The sequence below is a fragment of the Agromyces soli genome, from assembly GCF_022811605.1.
Lineage (GTDB): Bacteria > Actinomycetota > Actinomycetes > Actinomycetales > Microbacteriaceae > Agromyces > Agromyces soli.
The window spans coordinates 456,236-475,511 of sequence record NZ_CP094533.1; the positions used below are offsets into that span (position 1 = coordinate 456,236).

Below are 19,276 nucleotides of genomic sequence, written 5' to 3' on the forward strand. Positions count from 1 at the left end.
GCCCGTGGAGGCATCGCCGCGCACGCGTGCATTCGATGCAGCACGACGAAGGCCACCGGAATCCGGTGGCCTTCGACGTGAAGCTGATGGTGGCGAGTGAGGGATTCGAACCCCCGAATGCTGAGCAGTCTGATTTACAGTCAGATCCCTTTGGCCGCTTGGGTAACTCGCCATGTGCACCCGACCACGTTCTGCACACAACCGGGGGCCTCACAAGGATACTCGGACGAGGCCCGCTGGCGAAATCGGCGCGAGGCGCGTCATCCACCGAGCGACGGCGAAACCGGCTCAGCGGGTTTCGCGCCACCAGGGCAGCTCGTCGCTGTAGTCCCGCGTGGCGTTCAGGTCGCGGGTGTCGGCCGCGGCATCCGCCTCGGCGCGCGCCGCCATCTGGCCGCCGCTCGCTGCGTCGTGGGCGGCGAGCAGGCCGACCCGCGCGGGGTCGTACTCGGGCGTCGGGAAGTCCGGCTGGTGCATCCGCCCGCGGAGCCCCGAACGCTGGATGACCCGCTGGATCGTGAGCCCGCGCTCGTCGGGCCGCCCGACGAAGCGGATCTCGCGCAGCCCCTGGTCCTGCGCCGCGGACTCGAAGACGAAGTGGCCGTAACCGATGAGGCGCCCGACGAAGGGCGTGTGCACCGAGATGTCGAGGATCCGCGAGAGCGGCATGGTCGCGATGCGCTGGGATAGGATGCCGTGCACCCGGAACACGCGCATGTTCGTGATGACGAAGCGGTCCATCCGCAGCCCGACGTACCGCCAGAGCCCGTGCAGCAGCAGGCCGAGGGCCAGCAGCAGCGGCACGAAGTACAGCGGCTTCGGCAGCACCGCGAGCAGCAGCAGCACGGGCGCCGCGGCGATCATCTCGAGCACGCAGCCGACCTTCGCCGCCCAGTGCTTGCCGACCTCGTCGACGATGACCTCGCCGTCGTCGGCGATGAGATGCCGCTCGACCCTCGGGTCGAGGCCGAACACGCTCACGGCAGCATCCGCCTGCCGCTCAGGACGCGAGCGAGGTGAAGAAGCGGCCGACGCCGTCGACGGCGGTCGCGACGCCGTTCACGGCGCCCTGCACGAGGTTGGCCGCGTCCTCCGGCCGACTGATCATGTAGAAGAGCGCGAACACGACGACCAGCACGACGGCCAGGGGCTTGATCCACTTCACGTTCGCGATCCCTTCGATCGGAGTCCGCCGTCGTTTCTACCCCACCCGAACGGGGGCCGCCAGATGACACGCGGATGGGGGTCAAGACGCACCCGCGGAGTACGGTGCTGTGATGCAGCTCACGCGCGTCCGCATCCACCCGGTCAAGTCCTTCGCCGGCTTCGACGTGCCGAGCGCGACCGTGCTGCCCTGGGGCCTCGCCGACGACCGCCGTTGGGCCGTCGTCGACCCCGAGGGCGTCTCGGTCACGGCGCGCGAGGAGAACGCGCTCCTGGGGCTCGTCGCGACGCCGCTCGCCGACGATGCGCTGCGGCTCGGCGAGGAGCACGACGCCGCGGGCAGCCTGCTCGTCGCCGCCCCGCGCGAGGCCGAGCCGGTCGCGGTCGGGCACTCGCGCCAGGGCACGGCCCTGCCGGCGGGCGACGCGGCGGATGCCTGGATCAGCGCTCGCATCGGTCGTCCCCTCCGACTCGTCTGGCAGCCCGATCCCACGGCGCGCACCGTGAAGCCCGACTACGGCGGACGCCCCGGCGATTCGCTGACGCTCGCGGATGCCTCGCCGCTGCTGCTCGCGAGCGAGGCATCCCTGCGCCTGCTGAACGAGCTCGCCGCGAGCGACGCCGTCGAGCGCGGCGACGCGGTCCCGGTGCCGCTCGTCATGGAGCGCTTCCGGCCGAACCTCGTCATCGACGGCGAGACGCCGTTCGCCGAGGAGGCGTGGACGCGGGTGCGCATCGGCGACGTCGAGTTCCGCGTCGAGGGCTGCTGCGACCGCTGCGTGATGACGACCATCGACCCCGAGACGCTCGTGCGCGGCAAGGAGCCGATCCGCACGCTCGCGCGGCACCGGCGTCGCGAGGGCAAGACCTGGTTCGGCGTGCGGCTCGTCCCGGTGCTGGATGCCTCGGCGGGCGACTTCGTCGCGGTCGGCGACGCGCTGCACGTGCTCGGCTGAGCCGAGCCGCCCGGGCCCTGGCTAGACTGGCGGCATGGCAGATTCGACGTTCGACATCGTCTCCAAGGTCGACAAGATGGAGGCCGACAACGCGGTCAACCAGGCCCGCAAGGAGCTCGAGCAGCGCTACGACTTCAAGGGCGTCGGCGCCTCGGTCGAGTGGAGCGGCGAGAAGATCCTGCTCAAGGCCTCGTCCGAGGAGCGCGTGAAGGCCGTGCTCGACGTGGTGCAGTCGAAGTTCATCAAGCGCGGCATCACGCTGAAGAGCCTCGACGCGGGCGAGCCCTACGCCTCGGGCAAGGAGTTCCGCATCGAGATCGCGCTGAAGCAGGGCATCGACCAGAAGGCCGCGAAGGAGATCGGCAAGATCATCCGCGAGCAGGGCCCGAAGACGGTGAAGTCGCAGATCCAGGGCGACGAACTCCGCGTCTCCTCGAAGAGCCGCGACGACCTCCAGGAGGTCATCCGCATCCTGAAGGCGGCCGATCTCGAGGTCGACCTGCAGTTCGTCAACTTCCGCTGACCCCGGCCCGCTCCCGCATCCGGCGGCCTGGGCTCAGGCAGGCGCGTAGCCGCGCAGCCAGCGGCTGATCGAGGCGTACGCGGCGGCACGGGCGGGCTCGCGCGAGAGGGTCACGTCGTGCAGCGCGCCGTCGATGCGCGACACCGTCACCTCGGGGCCGAGCTTCAGCGCGCGCTCGGCGATCTCGTCGACGACGAGCACGCTGTCGCTCGTGCGCATCGACTCGTCCCAGCGGGTGAGGATGCTCGACCGCGCCGAGAGCAGCGTCAGCGCCGGCGAGCCGACGTCGATGCCCGCCGCGACGCGCGCGTGCCCGGCGAGGATCGCGTTCAACCAGATCGGGCTCGTCGCGAAGCCCCGGTCGGGCCGCCAGCGGTGGTCGTACTCCCACTCGCCGCCCTGCTCCTTCGCGACGGCGCGGGTGTAGAAGCCGAGGTCGACGTTCGGCAGCGGGGCGAGGGGGTGCACGCGCGCGCCGAGCGCGAAGACGGGCGCGAGGGCCTCGCGGCCCACGCGGCTCAACTGGAACTCGAGCCACGGGCTGTTCAGCACCAGCGCCCGTGCACGCCCGCGGTGGCGGTCGGCCCAGAGCGAGAGGGTCAGTCCGCCGGTCGAGTGGCCCATCAGGATGAGGGGCCGCGCGGCGCCGCCCGCCTGCATCGCGGAGAGCGCGGCGTCGAGGTCGGCGTCGTAGTCGGCGAGATCGGTGATGAGGCCGGGCGTCTGGCCCGGGCGCAGGCTGCGCCCGTACTTGCGCAGGTCGAGGGCGAAGAAGCGGGCGCCCTGCGCGGCCCAGAAGCGCGCGAGCTCCGGGTTGAAGAAGTAGTCGCTCCAGCCGTGCACCGAGAGCACGTCGCAACCGGCGACGGCTCCGCGCGGGGTGCGGGCGAACGGCCACCAGCCGGATGCCGGGGGCGGCGTGTACCGCACGAGGGTGGCGACGAGCTCGCCCTCGTCGTCGGAGCCGAGCGGCAGCGTCAGCTGCTCGAACCCGGGCCCGAGCACGTCGGGGCGCCACGCGGCGGTCATGGCCCCAGGGTAGCGGGCACCGCGACGACGGCGAGGAGCGCCCCGGCGAGCATCGCGGGACCGAACGGGATCGCCCCGCCGGCCGGCACCCTCCGCAGGAGCAGGCCGACGACGGCCACGAGGCCGCCGAGCAGGAACATCGCGAAGACCCCGGTGGCCCAGCTCGTGAGCCCGCCCCAGCCGAGCACGCCGCCGACGAGCGCCGCGAGCTTCACGTCGCCCATGCCCATCGCCCGCGGCGAGACGAGCGCGACGGCGAGGAACAGGGCGAAGAGCACGGCGGCGCCGACGGCGGCCGACAGCGCGTTCCGCGGGCCGGCGCCTGTCGCGTCGAGCGCGGCCGCGACACCGAGGAGGGTGGCCACGGCGAGCCCGGCCGGACCGAGCACCGCGTTCGGCAGCCGGTGCTCGAGCGCGTCGACGACGGCGAGCACCGTTCCGGCGGCCGCGAACACGAGCAGCGCGCCGAGCACGGCGAGACTCGGGGCATCCATCAGCTGCCGACCGAAGCGCCAGCCGAGCGCGCCGAACGCGACCGCCGTGAGCGATGCGCTCGTCGCGACGACGGCGCGGATGCCGCGCGGCGGCGGCGCGGTGAGGTTCTGCGTCGCCCAGGCGGCCAGGGGCCACCAGCCGAGCAGTGCGCCGAGCACGGCGAGGCCGACCGTGGCGAGCAGCTGCGGGGCGAGGGGCACCGGCCGAGGCTAGCCGCGGACGCGGCGCCGAGGCGCCCGCCGTCCACAGGGGCTGCGGCGGCTCAGGCCTCGCCGCGGGAGAGGTCGACCATCTCGTCGCGGGGCACGACCTTGATGCGCACGCGCCCCTCGGCCTCGCCGAGGGCGAGCTCGTGCTCGTCGAGGCGGTGCCAGCCGTCGAGGTCGGTCCACCGGATGCCGCGGGACTCGAGCAGCTCGACGATGGCGCCTTCCTCGGGGTGCTCCGGCTGCCACCAGTTGCCGAGGTCGTTGATGACGTGCTTCACCGTCTCCATGGCGTCGGACTTCGTGTGCCCGATGAGGCCGACCGGTCCGCGCTTGATCCAGCCCGTGGCGTACACGCCGTAGAGCTGGCGCGGCTCGCCGGTCTCCTCGTCGCGGATCATGACCTGGCCCTCGTGGTTCGGGATCACGCCGAACTTCTCGTCGAACGGGACGCCCGGCAGCGGCGAACCGAAGTAGCCGACCGCCCGGTACACGGCCTGCACCGGCAGCTCCCGGATCTCGCCCGTGCCGACGACGCCGCCGGCCCCGTCGGACTTCGTGCGCTCGTAGCGGATCGCGCCGACCCGGCCGGTGCCGTCGTCGACGAGCTCCAGCGGCTTCGCGAAGAAGTGCAGGTGCAGCCGTCGCGACGCCTGCCCGGTCTCCCGCTGGCGCCACTGCTGCAGCACCTTGTCGATGACGAAGACCTGCTTGTTGCCCGCGACCGCCGCCTTCGCGGCGTCGTCGTAGTCGAAGTCCTCGTCGTAGACGATCATGTCGACGTCGCGCAGCTCGCCAAGCTCGCGCAGCTCGAGCGGCGTGAACTTCACCGAGGTCGGACCGCGGCGGCCGAAGACGTGCACGTCGGTCACGGGCGACGCCGCGAGGCCCTCGGCGACGTTCGCCGGGATCTCGGTCACCATGAGGTCTTCCACGTGCTTCGCGAGGATGCGGGCGCTGTCGAGGGCGACGTTGCCGTTGCCGATCACGGCGACCTGCTTCGCGTCGAGCGGCCAGGTGCGCGGCACGTCGGGGTGCCCGTCGAACCAGCTCACGAAGTCGGCGGCGCCGTACGAGCCCTCGAGGTCGACGCCGGGGATGTGCAGCGGGGCGTCGCGCACCGCGCCCGTCGCGAAGATGACGGCGTGGTAGTGCTGCTTCAGATCGTCGAGAGTGAGGTCCCGGCCGAAGCGGACGTTGCCGAAGATGCGGATGTCGCCGCGGTCGAGCACCTCGCGCAGGGCCGTGATGATGCCCTTGATACGGGGGTGGTCGGGCGCGACGCCGTAGCGGACCAGCCCGTAGGGCGCCGGCAGGTGATCGAAGAGGTCGATCGAGACGTCGAAGTTGCGCTCCGCTTTCAGCATGATGTCCGCGGCGTAGATGCCGGCGGGGCCGGCTCCGACGATCGCCAGGCGCAGCTTGTTCCTCGTCACGTGCTCGTTCTCCTCTCGCCCGAGCTCAGCTCGAGCGCTCCACGATGGTCTCGGCGAATCGCGTCAGCGCCTTCTTCACGCTGCCCTCGGGCAGCGGTGCGAGCGCGGCGACCGCCTCGTCCGCCCAGCGGTGCGCCTCGGCGAGCGTCACCCTGGTGGCTTCGTGCTCACGCAGCTCCGCCACGATGGCATCGACCGTCTCCTTCGACGGCACGATCCTCGCGGCCTGCGTGTTGGTGTCGAGCGGGTCGCCCACGGCGTCGGCCGGAACGGGAAGCACGTCGCGCTCGATGCGCGCGAGCAGGGATGCCGCGTCGGCGTCCTGCTTCGCGAGCTCGCGCAGGCGCAGCAGGGGCAGGGTCACGACCCCGGCGCGCAGATCGGTGCCCGGCACCTTGCCCGTCTCGGCGGGACGCGGCGACAGGTCGATGACGTCGTCGATGAGCTGGAAGGCGACGCCGATCTTCTCGCCGAACTCGACGAGCGACGCCTCGAACGCCGGATCGGCGTTGGAGAAGATGACCCCGGACTGCGCGGCCGCGGCGATGAGCGAGCCGGTCTTGTCGGCGAGCACCTGGATGTAGTGCGCCACCGGGTCGTCGCCCGGCTGCGGGCCCACGGTCTCGTGCAGCTGCCCGAGCACGAGCCGCTCGAAGGTGTCGGCCTGCATGCGGATGGCACGCTCGCCGAGCCGGGCCATGAGCTGGCTCGCCCGGGCGAAGAGCAGGTCGCCGGTGAGGATCGCGATCGAGTTGCCCCACACGGCGTGCGCGCTGGGCACCCCGCGACGGCGGTCGGACTCGTCCATCACGTCGTCGTGGTACAGGCTCGCGAGGTGGGTGATCTCGATCGCCTCGGCCGCGATGACGACCTCGTCGGTCACCCCGTCGCCGAGCTGCGCCGCGAGCAGCGTCAGCATCGGGCGCACCCGCTTGCCGCCGGCCTCGAGCAGGTAGCGCGTCGAGGCATCCGCCACCGGTGCGGTGAAGCGCACCTCCTCGACGAGGCCCGCCTCGACCCGGTCGAGTCCGTCGTCGATGGCCCGAGCCATCGCCCGATCGGCTGCGGACGCGAAGACGCGCTCGCTCAGACCGAGGTTGGCGGCGAGGGAGGACCCGCGACGCGCGCCCTGGAGGCTCGATTTCACGCTGTCCAGCCTACCTGTGCGTCGGAGCCCGCTCGGCTATCGGCCGTGTCGAAGGCGGGCCGGAGACATCGCCGGGCGGGCGAGCCGTCGACGCACGCCGCTTGCCTACTCGGGCGAGTCGGTCGCCGGGGCGAGCGGCTTGCGCCCGCGGTGCAGGGCCACCACGCCGAGCGTCAGGTTGCGCCAGGCGACGTCGCGCCAGCCCGCCTCGCGCAGCCACGCTGCGAGCTCGGACTGCACGGGCCACGCGTTGATCGACTCGTTCAGGTACTCGTAGGCCGTGTCGTTCGAGCTGGACAGCTTCACGAGCGGCGGCATCACCCAGCGCTGGTAGGCGCCGTAGCCGGCCCGCACGAGCGAGGCCTGCGGGTGCGAGAACTCGCAGATGACGAGCCGGCCGCCCGGCTTCGCGACCCGCAGGAACTCGCGGATCGCCTGCTTCGGATCGCTGACGTTGCGCAGTCCGAAGGAGATGGTGACGGCGTCGAACTCGTCGTCGTCGAACGGCAGGTGCATGGCGTCGGCCTCGACGAAGACGAGGTTCTGCACGTGCGCCTGCCGGCGGCGGCCGACCTCGATCATGCCGGGCGAGAAGTCGGCCGCGACGACGGAGGCGCCGCTGCGGGCGAGGCTCGCGCTCGAGGTGCCGGTGCCCGCGGCGATGTCGAGGATGCGCTCTCCCGGCTTCGGGTCGACCGCCCGGGTCGTGGCGACGCGCCAGAGCGGGGCGTTGCCCATCGACAGCAGGGTGTTGGTGCGGTCGTAGTTGGCCGCCACCCGGTCGAACATGGCCGAGACCTGCTCCGGGTGCTTGCCGAGGTCTGCGCGGGTCATCCTCCGAGTGTACGGCCGGACCCTGGGTGCCCGGCGGCCGCCCTCGGTCGGGGCGGGCGTAGGCTGGGGCGGTGAGCCAGCATGCCGCCGCTTCCCCCGCCCCCGAGGGCTCGCGGCTCATCGTTCGCACGACCGCGGTCGACGAGACCGAGCCGCTGATCCCCCGCACCGACCCGCGCAACCCGCTCGTCTGGTTACGGCGCGGCGAGGGCGTCGTCGGCCTCGGCGAGGTGCTCCGCATCGAGACCTCCGGCGAGCACCGGATCGAGGATGCCGCGGCCGCCTGGACCTCGATCGCCGCCGCCGCCGACCTCGACGACCGGGTCGGCCTGCCCGGCACCGGCCTCGTCGCCTTCGGCGCCTTCGCGTTCGCCGCGCACTCCGCCGCGACGAGCGTGCTCATCGTCCCCGAGCTCGTCCTCGGCCGCCGCGACGGCCGCTCCTGGATCACCCGCATCGCCCTCGCCGACTCCGCCGAAGGGCAAGCGCTCGCCGAGACGACCGCCGGCGAGGAGACCGCCGCACTGCTGCCGACGCCCGCGCCGAAGCGCCAGGTGCCGCGGGTCGCGTTCGCCCCCGGCAGCATGACTCCCGGCGGCTACGAGGCGGCCGTCGCCGAGGCCGTGCGCCGCATCGACGCCGGCGAGCTCGAGAAGGTCGTGCTCGCCCGCCAGCTCGTCGGCGAGCTCGACGAGGACGCGGGCCTGCGCGCCACCATCAACCGGCTCGCCGAGGACTACCCCGACACCTGGGTGTTCGCCGTCGACGGACTCATCGGGGCGAGCCCCGAGACGCTCGTCCGCGTCGACCACGGCACCGTCTCGGCCCGCGTCCTCGCGGGCACGGCGCCGCGGGGCGCCGGCGAGGCATCCGACCGCGACCACGCCGCGCAGCTCGCCGCGAGCGAGAAGAACCTCGCCGAGCACGCGCTGGCCGTCGCGAGCGCCGTGCAGCGGCTCGCGCCGCACACCCGCCGCCTCGACACGAGCCCCGAACCGTTCACCCTGCAGCTGCCGAACCTCTGGCACCTCGCCACCGACCTCAAGGGCACCCTCGGCGACGGCTCGAACTCGCTCGACCTCGTGCGGGCGGTGCACCCCACGGCCGCCGTCGCCGGCACTCCCAGGAGCGTCGCGCTCGACACCCTCGCCGAGCTGGAGGGCTTCGACCGCGGGCGCTACGCCGGACCCGTGGGCTGGGTCGACGGTGCGGGCGACGGCGAGTGGGCGATCGCGCTGCGCTGCGCGCAGGTCGACGGCGACGGCACGGTCACGGCCTACGCGGGCTGCGGCATCGTGCACGACTCGGTGCCGGCCGAGGAGCTCGCCGAGACCGAGATGAAGTTCCGCCCGATCGTCGAAGCCTTCGGCGGCTGACCCTGCGCATCTTCTCGACTCGCCCGACTTTCATGAAAGTCGGGCAAGTCGAGGGTTGGTGCGGACCGGCGGTCAGGACGCCGCGAGCCGGCGCTGCTGCTCCGCGACGTCGTAGTCGGCCTTCGGCCAGTCGAGGTCCATCCGCTCGAGGGCGTCGATGACGAGGTGCTGCACCGCGAGCCGGGCGTACCACTTGCGGTCGGCGGGCACGACGAACCACGGGGCATCCGCCGTCGCCGTGCGCTCGAAGACGAGCTGGTACGCCTCCTGGTAGTCGTCCCACCTGGCGCGCTCGTCGATGTCGCCCGGATTGAACTTCCAGTGCTTGTCGGGCCTGGCCAGTCGGTCGGCGAGCCGCTCGCGCTGCTCGTCCTTCGAGAGGTGCAGCATGACCTTCACGATGGCGGTGCCGGTGCGGGCGAGCTCCTCCTCGAAGTCGTTGATCGCGCCGTAGCGCCGCTCGATCTCCTCGGGCGGGGCGAGCTCGCGCACCCGTCCGATGAGCACGTCCTCGTAGTGCGAGCGGTCGAACACGCCGATCTGGCCCGCCGCGGGCACCTGCTTGTGGATGCGCCAGAGGAAGTCGTGCTGCAGCTCCTCGGCCGTCGGCTTCTTGAACGCGGCGAGGTGCACGCCCTGCGGGTCCACGGCGCCCATGACGTGGTTCACGATGCCGCCCTTGCCGGCGGAGTCCATCGCCTGCAGCACGAGCAGCACGCGCCGCTCGTCGCCGTTCACCACGTTGTTCGCGAAGAGCTGCTCCTGCAGGCGGTTCAGCACGGCGGCGCCCTCGGCGAGCGCGGCCTGCCCCGCGGCCTTGTCCCCGTCGAAGCCCGGGTGCGCGTTCGTGTCGACGTCGGCGAGGCGGAAGCCGGGGCCGACGCGGAGCAGCTCGGCGGGATCCGCCGTCCAGAACGATTCGCGGTCCATTCGGTTCCCCCTCGGCGCTTCGGCGGCGGATGCCGCGTGGGCTCCATCATGGCGCGCGCGGGAGGAGATTCGCACCGCGGGAGGATCAGATCCCCGAAACCGTCCTCCCTCGACACGGATCTCCTCCCGCGGCGCTCACGGATCGAGCCGGGCGAGAAGCTCGCGCGAGCGTCGCACGTCGTGCTCGGTGCGCGCGATGAGCTCGTCGAGGGTGTCGAAGCGCCGCATCTCGCGGAGCATGGCCACGGGCTCGACGGAGATCGCCCGGCCGTAGAGGTCCTCGTCGAGGTCGTGCACGTAAGCCTCGACCCGCCGCTCGAACACGTCGTCGAACGTGGGGTTGTCGCCGACGCTCACGGTGGCGCCATGACGGGCCTCGGCGGGCGGGAAGCGGATCCAGCAGGCGTAGACCCCGTCGACGGGCGGCACGGCCCCCTCGGCGACGGCGACGTTCGCGGTCGGGAAGCCGAGCACGCGACCGCGGCCGTGCCCGCCGACGACGATTCCGGCGAAGCTCGGCTCAGCCGGCGTTGCCGAGGGCATGGAAGCGGCTCTGGTGAAACACGAGCGGCGCGACCTCCGGGAACATCTCGGAGCCGAGCACCTCGAGCAGCACGATCTCGTGGTCGCCGCCGTCGTACACGGCGTGGATACCGCACTCGAGCCAGAGCGCCGCACCCTCGACGAGCACCGAGCCGTTCTCGCCGGTCCGCCAGTCGGCGTCGGCGAATCGGTCGCCGGTGCGCGCGGAGAGCCGCCGGCAGAGCGCCTCCTGCTCGGAGCCGAGCACGCTGAGCCCGAGCCCCGGCCGGTCGGCCAGCAGCGGCCAGGTGGTGGAGGTGCGGGCGACGCTCACCGCGACGAGCGGCGGATCAAGGGAGATCGAGGTGAAGGAGTTCACCGCCATTCCGGCCGGCGCGCCGTCGACGACCGCGGCCAGGGCGACGACGCCGGTGGGAAAGGCTGAGAACGCCCGGCGCAGCGCCAGCTGCGGGGACTCGCTCAGGGACTGCTGGGTGGTCATCGTCGACTCCGCTCTCCTGGGCCGGTCGAGCCGCCCAAGTAGTCAAGTTTGTCTATCATGGGAAAGCTTATGCAGATTTGATCATGCAAAACAAGCGGAACATCGAGTCCGGCTGTCTACGATGGGAGGCATGTCGTCACCAACACGTCTCGTCGTGCTCGGCGCGGTGCACCAGTTCCAACCCGTGCACGGCTACTTCCTCCGCCGCGAGCTGATGACCTGGCTCGTCGACGAGTGGGCCAACATCCAGCCAGGCTCGATCTACAACGCGCTCCGCTCGCTGGAGCAGGACGGCTACGTGCGCGAGAGCGGCACGGAGTCCGACGGCAAACGCCCCGCGCGCACCAGTTACACGATCACGCCGGCCGGCGAGGTCGAGCTCATGCGGATGCTGCGCGACACGCTCTGGAACGTCGAGCCGTTCGACACGCAGGCGGTCATGGTGATCGCCTCGTTCATGTTCATCCTCAGCCGGCAGGAGGTCATCGCCGGCCTCGAGCACCGCATCAGCAAGATCGACGCGATCGTGCTCACCAACGGCTTCCACATCGAGGACACGGCACGCTCGGAGACGACGCCGAAGTACGTGCGCGAGATCTTCGAACTGTCCACCGCCAGGCTCAAGGCCGAGCAGGAGTGGGCGCGCTCGCTCGCCGAGCGGCTGCGGCAGGGCGAGTACTCCTTCGCCGACGACCCCCGCGAGGAGCGGCCCCGGCGCTGACGCCGACCGCGGCATCGACCGCGGCGCGGCACCCAGCCGCACGGGCGGACCGCCCGCCTTCGGACGAAGGCGGGCGATCGGCGCCACCCGACCCGACCGGCCCGCGCCCGCGCAGCCCGACCCGATCAGGCCGCGCGCCGCAGCCCGCCCGCGCGGTGCGCTGCGGCGGGATGCTCCGCCGGCAGCATCGCGGACCCGGTGCCGAGGAGCCGCTCGCGGAGCGTCGCCCCCTCGTACTCCTTCCCGGCGACGCCACGCTCGCGGAGGATCGGCAGCACGTGCTCCACGAAGTCCTGCGTGGAGCCGGGCTGGATCACCGGCGAGAGCAGGAACCCGTCGAGATCGGCGCCCTCGGCGAGCTCGCACAGGCGATCGGCGATCTCCTCGGGCGTCCCGACGACCGGCTTCGCGCCGACGCCGTGCGCATGCCAGTCCTTCAGCACGTCACCCACCGTGAGGCCCGCGAACCGCGCCACCTGCGTCTGCGAGAGCTCCGTGTGCAGCTCCGTCATGGGCGTGTCCGGCTCGTACGAGGAGAGATCGAGCCCGGTGAACCACGCGTAGGAGGCGACTGCCACCTCCGGGCTCTGCGCGTCGAGCACCCGCTGGTACTTGCGTTCGGCGTCGGCGGTCGTCTTGCCCACGACGCAGGCGAACGCCGACATGATCTTCACCGCATCGGCCGAGCGTCCCGAGGCGACCGCCTCGGCGCGGATGGCCCGGGTGTGCTCGGCCAGCTGCGCGACCGAGCCGGCGCCGATGAACATGCACTCGCCGTGCTTGCCGCCGAACGCCCGTCCCGCGGGCGAGGCGCCGGCCTGGAACAGCACCGGGGTGCCCTGGGGCGAATACGCGGTGTTGCCGTAGCCGTGCGAGCGGAAGTACGGCCCCTCGTGGGCGATGCGGTGCACCTTCGAGGGATCGGCGAACACGCCGCCTTTGTCCTTCACGAGCGCGTCCGGTTCCCACGCGCCCTCCCAGAGCTTGTAAACGAGCTCCATGAAGTCGTCGGCCATCCGGTAGCGCTCATCGTGCGGGACCATGGGGATGCCGAACGCCTGCACCGCGGTCTCGGCCGTCCCGGTCGTCACGACGTTCCAGCCGATCCGTCCGCCCGAGAGCTGATCGAGGCTCGCCATCCGCCTGGCGAAGGCGTACGGCTGCTCCGTCAGCACCGAGCCCGTCATGACGAGACCGAGCTGCTCGGTCTGCGCCATGAGCGCGGACGCGACCACCGCCGGGTCCAGGCGCGGGAGGTCGAGCCCCTCGACCGAGCAGATCTCGGGGCGCTCGCCGTTCACGTCGGCCCAGCCCCAGGCATCCGCCAGGAAGAGGAAGTCGAGCCGCGCGTCTTCGCAGAGCCGCGCGAGATCGCGCCAGTACGCGAGCTCGTCGAAGCGCACCCGCTGGTTGTCGGGATGCCGCCAGGTCGCCGTGCCCGAGTCGTTCGCCTGGGCGTTCTCGAAGAGTCCGAAGCGAAGTCGTCTCATCAGTTCCTCCTTCTCGATGGGTCCGGCCACCACGGCCGGCGGATCCCGGCGCTCACGGCGCCGATCGGTCTCAGCGGGCGACGACCTCGCCGTCGCTCCACCACAGCACGCGCTTGCGCACGACGGCGAGGAGCGAGACGAGCAGCACGCCCATCACGCACAGCAGCGCGATGCTCGCCCAGGTCACGGGGAGGTTCGCTTGTGCAGCGGACGTCGTCACGAGCGAGCCGAGCCCGGCCTGCTGTCCGGCCGCGACGAACTCCGCGACGGCCGCGCCGACGACCGCGAGGGGCAGGGCGATGCGCAGGCCGGCGAAGACGTACGGCATGCAGCCCGGGAAGCGGAGATCGCGGAAGATCTCCCACTTGCTCGCATGCAGCGTCCGGAAGACGTCGAGCGCCTTCACGTCGACGTCGCGGAGCCCGGCGAGCGAGTTCACCAGCATCGGGAAGAACACGACGAGGGCCGTCACGATGTACTTCGGCATCATCCCGAAGCCGAAGGCCACGACGAGAGCGGGAGCGATCGCGACGATCGGGGTGACCATGACGACCACCACGAGCGGCATCACGGCACGCTCGATCAGGCGGAACTCGGCCATCACGACGGCGAGCAGGAAGCCCGCGACGATGCCGCTCGCCGCGCCGATCACGACCTCCTGCAGCGTCACCAGGAAGTTCGCCCAGTACATCGCCGGGTCGCCGGCGAGGCTCGCGCCGATCGCGTCGAGCGTTGGGATGACGTACGGATTCGTGATCGCCACGAACTGCCAGAGGAAGGCCGCGACGGCGAAGGTGATCGCCGTCGGCAGCCACACCCTCGGCCGGAGCCAGGCGGGCGCTCGGCGCGCGCTCGGCGCGTCGCGCCGGCTCCGACGGTCGGCGAGCTCGGCGGCCGCCATCGAGGCGGTCGCATCGATCGTGCTGGTCTCAGACATGGGCTCCACCCATCACTTCGTGCAGGGCGGTGCGCACCACCCGCTCCAGTTCGCGGAACTCGTCGCTCGCGTACGCCTCCTCGGTGCGGGGACGCGGAAGATCGACGTCGATGATCCGATCGATGCGACCGGGGTGGGCGGCCATCACGACGATCCGGTCGGAGAGCATGATCGCCTCCGGCACGGAGTGCGTCACGAAGAGCACGGCCTTGCGGTTCGACTGCCAGAAGTCCAGCAGACCGAGCCGCTGCTGATCGCGGTTCATCTCATCGAGCGCGGAGAACGGCTCGTCCATCAGCATGATCGCCGGGTCGAAGACGAACGCCCTGGCGATGGCGGCGCGCTGCTGCATACCGCCGGAGAGCTGACCCGGATACTTCTGCATCGCGTGGCCGAGTCCGAACGAGGCGAGCAGCTCCTTCGGATCACGGATGGCGCGGCCGGCGTCGGCCCGCCGGTTCACGGTGAGCGGCAGCCGCACGTTGTCGAGCACCGTGCGCCACGGCAGCAGCGCCGGCGACTGCGGCACGAGCCCGATGCGCTTGTCGGCGGCGGCGGCGCGCACGGTCGATCCATCGATCTGGACCGTGCCGCCGTCGGCGTCGATGAGCCCGGCGACGACCTTCAGGAGCGTCGACTTGCCGCACCCCGACGGCCCGATGACGGAGACGAACTCGCCCATCCCGATGGTCAGGCTGACGTCATCGAGCACCGTCACACGGGAGCCGTCGGCGCCGAAGGACTTCGAGACGTTGCTGACCCGGACCCCGGCGTCGATCACCGCGGCGCTCATTCGCCCGGCCAGACGAGTGCGCCGTCCTGGTACAGCGAGGCGACGAGCTCGGTGTCCATCATGTCGGCGAGCGGCGGCAGGTCCTTCAGCCCGCCGTACTCCTGCACGAGGGCGTACTCGGACTCCCAGGCCGCTTCGCTGAGCACGCCGGGCATGCCGCTCGCGCTGTCGCGGACCCAGCTCGACTCGACGCGCCAAGTGCGCTCCTGCTGGTCGACCGGGAATGCGGATCCCTGATTGTTCGCCTCGGCGAGAGCGCTGATCTCCTCGACGCAGGCGGCCTCGTCGTCGAGGCACTCCTGCAGCGCTTTGAGGCTCGCCCGCATGAAGTCGGCGGACACCTCGCGGTGCTCCGCGAGGAAGGCCGAGTTCACCTCCATGACGTTGTAGGTGCCGCCGACGCCGGAGTCGGCCGGGAGGAACTCGGTGAACGGCAGCTCGAGGGAGCGGAGCTTCTCGGGCTGGTTCGAGGCGTACCCGACGATCGCATCGACCTGACCGCGGGTGACGACCGTCGGGTCGTAGTTGGTCATCTTGATGAGCTCGACCTTCGAGACGTCGACGCCGGCGGCGTCGAGCATCGCCGAGGCCACGGGCGTGAGGTTGATGAAGTAGCCGAGCTTCTTGCCTTCAAGGTCCTTCAGGCTCGTGATCTGCTCGTTCGCGAAGATCGAGAACGGCGAGGTGTCGCCGTAGGTGGCGATCGCCGTGAGGTTCTTGCTGTTCGCCGCGGCGAGCATGACGTCGGACGCCGAGCCGAGGGCCGTGAACTGCGCCTGGCCGGATGCCACGAGCTGCTGGCCGTTCGCTCCGGAGGCGTTGATGTCGACGTCGAGGCAGAGCGCATCGAAGTAGCCCCGCTCCTTCGCGAGGAAGACGTCGAGCTGCCCGGCGCTCGCGGAGTAGCCGTAGCCGGAGATGTAGGTGATCGTGCCCGCGTCGCGGTTGCGCTGGCACGCCGCGTCGTCGATGAGCACGTCGGTGTCACCGGATGCGGGCTGAGCGCCCGCGCCCTGTTGGGCGCAGCCGCCCAGCACGGTGATGAGGGCGATGGCGGCGATTGCGGCGGGGAGGGCCCGCCGGGAACCGCTCCGAGAAAACACGTCCATGTCGTTCCCTTCGGCCGTTCGTCGTTGATGGCTCGATGAAATTAGCATATTCAATCTTGACTGTGCAAACAGTGACCATTGCCGGTTCGGCCAGCCTCGCGCCCGGCGCCCCTGAGGGGAGGAGATTCGCACCGCAGGAGGTGTCGAGGCCCGATTCCGTCCTCCCGACGCGCCAATCTCCTCCGCCGGACGCGGGAGTGTGACCGTGAGCGGGGGCGGGGGCGGGGGCGGGGGCGGGGGCGGGGGCGGCCAGGGCAACGGCCGGCGGCTCAGCGGCTGAGCGGGACCTCGAGGATGGTGGGCTCGGTCACGGCCTCGCCGAGCGCGGCCTCGAGCTCCGAGCGGACGGCGGCGCGCCGGTACCGCCATCCGTAGGCGCGGGCGAGGGCTTCGAGGTCGACCGACTGCGGGGTGTACTGCACGCGGTCGAACGCCTCGGCGGGCGCGGAGGCGGCGACCTCGAGCGAGTCGAAGATCGTGCCGCCGCCGTCGTTGCCCACGACGACGAGAATCCGCGGGCGGGTCTCCCCCGCGCCGAGCAGCAGCGAGCCGACGTCGTGCAGCAGGGTGAGGTCGCCGAGCAGCACCCGGGTCACACTCGACTCGGCCCGGGCACGGGCCTCCTGGGCGGCGCGGCCGGCCTTCGCCTCGGCGAGCTGCTGCTCGACCTCGGCGGCGCGGGCGAGCATGGCGGCGAGGTCGTCGCCGGCCGCGGGATCGAAGCCCTCGTGCGCGGCGGGCGCCGGCCCGGCAGCGGATGCCTCGGCCGCAGCCTGCGCCGGTTCACCTGCCTCCGCCGCCGCCGGCTGCTGGCTGGCGATGGCGATGCCGAGCGCCGTCGCGACGGTGCCGTCGATGCCGGAGAGCCCGCGGTTCGCGTGCGCGTGGATGCGGCGCCCGGGCACGACGCGGTCGGCGTCGCGGATGAGCCGGGAGGCCCCGAGCACGAGCCGGTCGTGCGGCCAGCTCGCCGACCACACCGACTCGGCGAGCAGGCGGCGGCCGACGGGCTCGCGCATGCGGCCGAGCTGCGCGTCGAGGAAGGCGCGCTGCGCGGCGAAGTCGGTGACGTGGCCGGTCTCGTCGACGCCGGTGCGGACGGCCTCGGGTTCGGCGGGCGCGCTCGCGGCGGCCAGCGCCCGGCCGGCCTGCAGCCAGCGGCCGAGCCAGGCGCGCTCCCCCTCGGCGGGCGCGCCGGGTTCGACGTGCACGGCGCGCTCGAAGCGGCGGGCCCGGTGGCCGGGGTTGAACCATTCGACGCCGCTCGGGGCGACGACGACGGTCTCGACGCCCTCGCGCTGCACGAGGGCGGGCAGCTCGCGGGACAGCGTCGGGTGCCCGAACACGACGAGCCGCTCGACGGCGTCGCCGAGGCCGCGCTCGGCGAGCACCTCGCGGTACGCGGGCACGAGGTTCGGCCCGAACCGCGCCCCGCTCGTGATCTCGGCGATGAGCGGCCAACCGCCCGCGCGGGCGAGCGCCTCGGCGGCGGGGCCGGCGCCGGCTCCCGCGACGACGACGGTGCGCGGCCCGCGGGCGAGCGCCCCGGCCTGCCCGCTGACGCCCCCGGCACCGGCGTCGCCGACGGGCGAGAGCGACGGCTCCGGCCCGTCAGCGGCCGGCGGAGGCAGCTCGGCCACCGCGGAGAGCGGCTCGCGCAGCTGCAGGTTCAGCAGCACCGGGCCGGGGCCGGGGTGCGGCACCGGCTCGCCCGTGCCATCCCGTCCCTCCGCCGCGGCGACCGCGAGGCGCGCGAGCTCGGCGGCCGTCTCGACCTCGCCGGGCGCGCCCTCGGGCGCGGAGACGTCGCGCTCGAGGCGCACCGCACCGGCGAAGATGCCGGGTTGCATGGTCGTCTGGTTCGAGCGGATGCCGCGGAGCTCCGCGGGCCGGTCGGCGGCGAGCACGAGCAGCGGCACCCCGGCGTGATGCGCTTCGAGCACTGAGGGGTGCAGGTTCGCGACGGCCGTGCCCGAGGTCGCGACGACCGCGGCCGGGTGCCCCGACTCCACGCCGAGGCCGAGCGCGAGGAAGCCCGCGCTGCGCTCGTCGATGCGCACGTGCAGCCGCAGCCGCCCGGCGCGCTCGAACTCGGCGGCCGCGAGCGCCAGGGCCTGCGAGCGGGAACCGGGGGCGACGACCACGTCGCGCACGCCGAGCCGTTCGAGCTCGGCGAGGAGGGCCACGGCGAACTGGCTCGCGGGGCTCCGGCGGTGCTCGGATGCCTCGGGCGCAGCGCCCGCGGCACCCGGGTCAGTCATGCGGTCGACCGGGCTGGCCGGGCTCGCCCGGCCCCTCGGGGTCGTGCGGGCCACGATCGCCGCGGCTCGGATGCCCCGCCCCGGAGTCGTGCCCGTCGTCGCCCGTGCCCGGGTCGTCGTCGAGGTCGGCGAGCTCCTGCTCGAGGCGGCGGATGCGCTCCTCCTGCACGGCGTCGGAGCCGAGCCGGCGCAGGAACTCCGCGTCGTCGTCGGGCGCGAGCGAGCGGCCGCTGCGGTTGCGGCGGCCCCGGCCGATCATGAACCAGAGCACGCCGCCGATGACCGGCACGAGGATCACGAGGGCGACCCACCAGCCCTTGCGGAGGCCGCGCACGCGCAGCCGATCGAACAGCGCGCAATCGACGATCGTGTAGATCCAGAAGACGATCGCGGCTGCCACGACGATGACAGCGAGCCTCGGCATGCCCCCAGTCTAGGCGCGCCAGATCACGGCAGGCTGGGAGAGCCCGGTGCACGTGGGCCCGCAGCCCGCGCTCAGCCGCCGCGCCTACACTGGCAGGGTGAAATCGGTGCCCGTCTGGATCTGGTACACCGCGCTGCGCATCCTGCTCTTCGCGGTGCCGCTCGCCGTGCTGCTCATCGCGAACGTGAACGTCTGGGTGTCGACCCTCGTCGCGGCGGTGTTCGGGCTGAGCGCCTCGCTCCTGTTCCTGCGCAAGCCCCGCGAGGCCCTCTCGGGCGACCTCTACGCCGCCCGCCATCGTGAGCAGCCGCTCGTCCGCGACGACGACGCCGAGGAGGACGCGGCCGTCGAGGCCGTCGAGCACGAGGCATCCGCCCACCCGGCCGACGCGGCGCCGAAGCGCGCCGAGTAGCGGGCGACC

21 protein-coding genes and 1 tRNA gene are annotated in these 19,276 nt (G+C 72.4%); 5 read left to right on the forward strand and 17 right to left on the reverse strand.

Annotation, left to right across the window (positions count from 1 at the left end):
• Positions 1 to 87: 87 nt before the first annotated feature.
• The 3 genes from MTP13_RS02170 to MTP13_RS02180 all read right to left on the reverse strand — a co-directional run bounded on the left by MTP13_RS02170 (position 88) and on the right by MTP13_RS02180 (position 1,165).
• Positions 88 to 172: transfer RNA gene (locus MTP13_RS02170), tRNA-Tyr, on the reverse strand.
• 116 nt (positions 173 to 288) lie between these two features.
• Positions 289 to 981 carry a PH domain-containing protein gene (locus tag MTP13_RS02175; protein ID WP_243569425.1) on the reverse strand — a complete coding sequence of 231 codons (693 nt, stop codon included), beginning with the start codon at positions 979 to 981 and terminating at the stop codon, positions 289 to 291.
• A 19-nt stretch (positions 982 to 1,000) separates the two neighbouring features.
• A complete protein-coding gene (locus MTP13_RS02180) occupies positions 1,001 to 1,165 on the reverse strand; it encodes a hypothetical protein (RefSeq protein WP_189085524.1) in 165 nt (54 codons plus the stop codon).
• 112 nt (positions 1,166 to 1,277) lie between these two features.
• Between MTP13_RS02180 and MTP13_RS02185 the strand changes: the two genes are divergently transcribed.
• Positions 1,278 to 2,120, forward strand: a complete 843-nt coding sequence (locus MTP13_RS02185) for an MOSC domain-containing protein (RefSeq protein WP_243569426.1) — start codon at positions 1,278 to 1,280, stop codon at positions 2,118 to 2,120.
• A gap of 34 nt (positions 2,121 to 2,154) precedes the next feature.
• Entirely contained in the window at positions 2,155 to 2,643 is a 489-nt protein-coding gene (locus MTP13_RS02190; RefSeq protein ID WP_243569427.1) for a YajQ family cyclic di-GMP-binding protein, read from the forward strand.
• Positions 2,644 to 2,676: 33 nt separating this feature from the next.
• Here the strand turns inward: MTP13_RS02190 and MTP13_RS02195 are convergent, their stop codons facing one another.
• The 5 genes from MTP13_RS02195 to MTP13_RS02215 form a co-directional block, all read right to left on the reverse strand.
• Positions 2,677 to 3,672, reverse strand: coding sequence for an alpha/beta hydrolase (locus tag MTP13_RS02195; RefSeq protein WP_243569428.1), 996 nt, complete (start codon positions 3,670 to 3,672; stop codon positions 2,677 to 2,679).
• The gene (locus tag MTP13_RS02200; protein ID WP_243569429.1) at positions 3,669 to 4,367 is read right to left on the reverse strand and encodes a prepilin peptidase; all 699 of its coding nucleotides are present in this window, start codon (positions 4,365 to 4,367) and stop codon (positions 3,669 to 3,671) included. The genes MTP13_RS02195 and MTP13_RS02200 overlap by 4 nt, the downstream gene beginning before the upstream one ends.
• Before the next feature lie 62 nt (positions 4,368 to 4,429).
• The gene (locus tag MTP13_RS02205; RefSeq protein ID WP_243570905.1) at positions 4,430 to 5,740 is read right to left on the reverse strand and encodes a ferredoxin--NADP reductase domain-containing protein; all 1,311 of its coding nucleotides are present in this window, start codon (positions 5,738 to 5,740) and stop codon (positions 4,430 to 4,432) included.
• A gap of 94 nt (positions 5,741 to 5,834) precedes the next feature.
• Positions 5,835 to 6,956, reverse strand: a complete 1,122-nt coding sequence (locus MTP13_RS02210) for a polyprenyl synthetase family protein (protein WP_243569430.1) — start codon at positions 6,954 to 6,956, stop codon at positions 5,835 to 5,837.
• A 105-nt stretch (positions 6,957 to 7,061) separates the two neighbouring features.
• Positions 7,062 to 7,790, reverse strand: a complete 729-nt coding sequence (locus MTP13_RS02215) for a class I SAM-dependent methyltransferase (RefSeq protein ID WP_243569431.1) — start codon at positions 7,788 to 7,790, stop codon at positions 7,062 to 7,064.
• A 71-nt stretch (positions 7,791 to 7,861) separates the two neighbouring features.
• Here MTP13_RS02215 and MTP13_RS02220 point away from each other — a divergent pair, with 71 nt between their 5' ends.
• Positions 7,862 to 9,166, forward strand: coding sequence for an isochorismate synthase (locus MTP13_RS02220; RefSeq protein WP_243569432.1), 1,305 nt, complete (start codon positions 7,862 to 7,864; stop codon positions 9,164 to 9,166).
• Between the two features lie 72 nt (positions 9,167 to 9,238).
• Here the strand turns inward: MTP13_RS02220 and MTP13_RS02225 are convergent, their stop codons facing one another.
• From MTP13_RS02225 to MTP13_RS02235, 3 genes are all read right to left on the reverse strand, one after another.
• Positions 9,239 to 10,096, reverse strand: a complete 858-nt coding sequence (locus tag MTP13_RS02225) for a polyphosphate kinase 2 family protein (RefSeq protein ID WP_243569433.1) — start codon at positions 10,094 to 10,096, stop codon at positions 9,239 to 9,241.
• A gap of 135 nt (positions 10,097 to 10,231) precedes the next feature.
• The gene (locus MTP13_RS02230) at positions 10,232 to 10,639 is read right to left on the reverse strand and encodes a riboflavin kinase (protein WP_243569434.1); all 408 of its coding nucleotides are present in this window, start codon (positions 10,637 to 10,639) and stop codon (positions 10,232 to 10,234) included.
• On the reverse strand, positions 10,617 to 11,120 hold the full coding sequence (locus MTP13_RS02235) for a flavin reductase family protein (RefSeq protein ID WP_243569435.1): 504 nt from the start codon (positions 11,118 to 11,120) through the stop codon (positions 10,617 to 10,619). The genes MTP13_RS02230 and MTP13_RS02235 overlap by 23 nt, the downstream gene beginning before the upstream one ends.
• 130 nt (positions 11,121 to 11,250) lie before the next feature.
• Between MTP13_RS02235 and MTP13_RS02240 the strand changes: the two genes are divergently transcribed.
• Positions 11,251 to 11,841: a PadR family transcriptional regulator gene (locus tag MTP13_RS02240; RefSeq protein WP_243569436.1), complete on the forward strand. Its 591-nt coding sequence runs from the start codon at positions 11,251 to 11,253 to the stop codon at positions 11,839 to 11,841.
• A gap of 125 nt (positions 11,842 to 11,966) precedes the next feature.
• Here MTP13_RS02240 and MTP13_RS02245 read toward each other — a convergent pair whose 3' ends face one another.
• The 6 genes from MTP13_RS02245 to MTP13_RS02270 form a co-directional block, all read right to left on the reverse strand.
• Positions 11,967 to 13,331 (reverse strand): NtaA/DmoA family FMN-dependent monooxygenase, encoded by a 1,365-nt coding sequence (locus tag MTP13_RS02245; protein WP_243569437.1) that lies wholly within the window; start codon positions 13,329 to 13,331, stop codon positions 11,967 to 11,969.
• A 70-nt stretch (positions 13,332 to 13,401) separates the two neighbouring features.
• A complete protein-coding gene (locus MTP13_RS02250) occupies positions 13,402 to 14,268 on the reverse strand; it encodes an ABC transporter permease (protein WP_243569438.1) in 867 nt (288 codons plus the stop codon).
• On the reverse strand, positions 14,261 to 15,061 hold the full coding sequence (locus MTP13_RS02255; protein ID WP_243569439.1) for an ABC transporter ATP-binding protein: 801 nt from the start codon (positions 15,059 to 15,061) through the stop codon (positions 14,261 to 14,263). The genes MTP13_RS02250 and MTP13_RS02255 overlap by 8 nt, the downstream gene beginning before the upstream one ends.
• Positions 15,058 to 16,170 carry an ABC transporter substrate-binding protein gene (locus MTP13_RS02260; protein WP_243569440.1) on the reverse strand — a complete coding sequence of 371 codons (1,113 nt, stop codon included), beginning with the start codon at positions 16,168 to 16,170 and terminating at the stop codon, positions 15,058 to 15,060. Before MTP13_RS02260 ends, MTP13_RS02255 begins: the two co-directional genes overlap by 4 nt.
• 269 nt (positions 16,171 to 16,439) lie before the next feature.
• Positions 16,440 to 18,431 (reverse strand): 2-succinyl-5-enolpyruvyl-6-hydroxy-3-cyclohexene-1-carboxylic-acid synthase, encoded by a 1,992-nt coding sequence (menD, locus tag MTP13_RS02265; RefSeq protein ID WP_243569441.1) that lies wholly within the window; start codon positions 18,429 to 18,431, stop codon positions 16,440 to 16,442.
• Complete coding sequence (locus tag MTP13_RS02270; RefSeq protein WP_243569442.1) at positions 18,424 to 18,855, reverse strand: PLD nuclease N-terminal domain-containing protein; 432 nt, start codon at positions 18,853 to 18,855, stop codon at positions 18,424 to 18,426. Before MTP13_RS02270 ends, menD begins: the two co-directional genes overlap by 8 nt.
• Before the next feature lie 97 nt (positions 18,856 to 18,952).
• On the opposite strand from MTP13_RS02270, the gene MTP13_RS02275 reads away from it, so the two are divergent.
• Complete coding sequence (locus MTP13_RS02275; RefSeq protein ID WP_243569443.1) at positions 18,953 to 19,267, forward strand: DUF4229 domain-containing protein; 315 nt, start codon at positions 18,953 to 18,955, stop codon at positions 19,265 to 19,267.
• Positions 19,268 to 19,276: the final 9 nt, after the last annotated feature.

Coding starts and splice junctions, on each gene's coding strand:
- MTP13_RS02185 (WP_243569426.1), top strand. CDS start 1,278: ATGCAGCTCACGCGCGTCCGCATCCACCCGGTCAAGTCCTTCGCCGGC.
- MTP13_RS02190 (WP_243569427.1), top strand. CDS start 2,155: ATGGCAGATTCGACGTTCGACATCGTCTCCAAGGTCGACAAGATGGAG.
- MTP13_RS02195 (WP_243569428.1), bottom strand. CDS start 3,672: ATGACCGCCGCGTGGCGCCCCGACGTGCTCGGGCCCGGGTTCGAGCAG.
- MTP13_RS02205 (WP_243570905.1), bottom strand. CDS start 5,740: ATGCTGAAAGCGGAGCGCAACTTCGACGTCTCGATCGACCTCTTCGAT.
- MTP13_RS02215 (WP_243569431.1), bottom strand. CDS start 7,790: ATGACCCGCGCAGACCTCGGCAAGCACCCGGAGCAGGTCTCGGCCATG.
- MTP13_RS02225 (WP_243569433.1), bottom strand. CDS start 10,096: ATGGACCGCGAATCGTTCTGGACGGCGGATCCCGCCGAGCTGCTCCGC.
- MTP13_RS02230 (WP_243569434.1), bottom strand. CDS start 10,639: ATGCCCTCGGCAACGCCGGCTGAGCCGAGCTTCGCCGGAATCGTCGTC.
- MTP13_RS02235 (WP_243569435.1), bottom strand. CDS start 11,120: ATGACCACCCAGCAGTCCCTGAGCGAGTCCCCGCAGCTGGCGCTGCGC.
- MTP13_RS02240 (WP_243569436.1), top strand. CDS start 11,251: ATGTCGTCACCAACACGTCTCGTCGTGCTCGGCGCGGTGCACCAGTTC.
- MTP13_RS02245 (WP_243569437.1), bottom strand. CDS start 13,331: ATGAGACGACTTCGCTTCGGACTCTTCGAGAACGCCCAGGCGAACGAC.
- MTP13_RS02250 (WP_243569438.1), bottom strand. CDS start 14,268: ATGTCTGAGACCAGCACGATCGATGCGACCGCCTCGATGGCGGCCGCC.
- MTP13_RS02255 (WP_243569439.1), bottom strand. CDS start 15,061: ATGAGCGCCGCGGTGATCGACGCCGGGGTCCGGGTCAGCAACGTCTCG.
- MTP13_RS02260 (WP_243569440.1), bottom strand. CDS start 16,170: ATGGACGTGTTTTCTCGGAGCGGTTCCCGGCGGGCCCTCCCCGCCGCA.
- menD (WP_243569441.1), bottom strand. CDS start 18,431: ATGACTGACCCGGGTGCCGCGGGCGCTGCGCCCGAGGCATCCGAGCAC.
- MTP13_RS02270 (WP_243569442.1), bottom strand. CDS start 18,855: ATGCCGAGGCTCGCTGTCATCGTCGTGGCAGCCGCGATCGTCTTCTGG.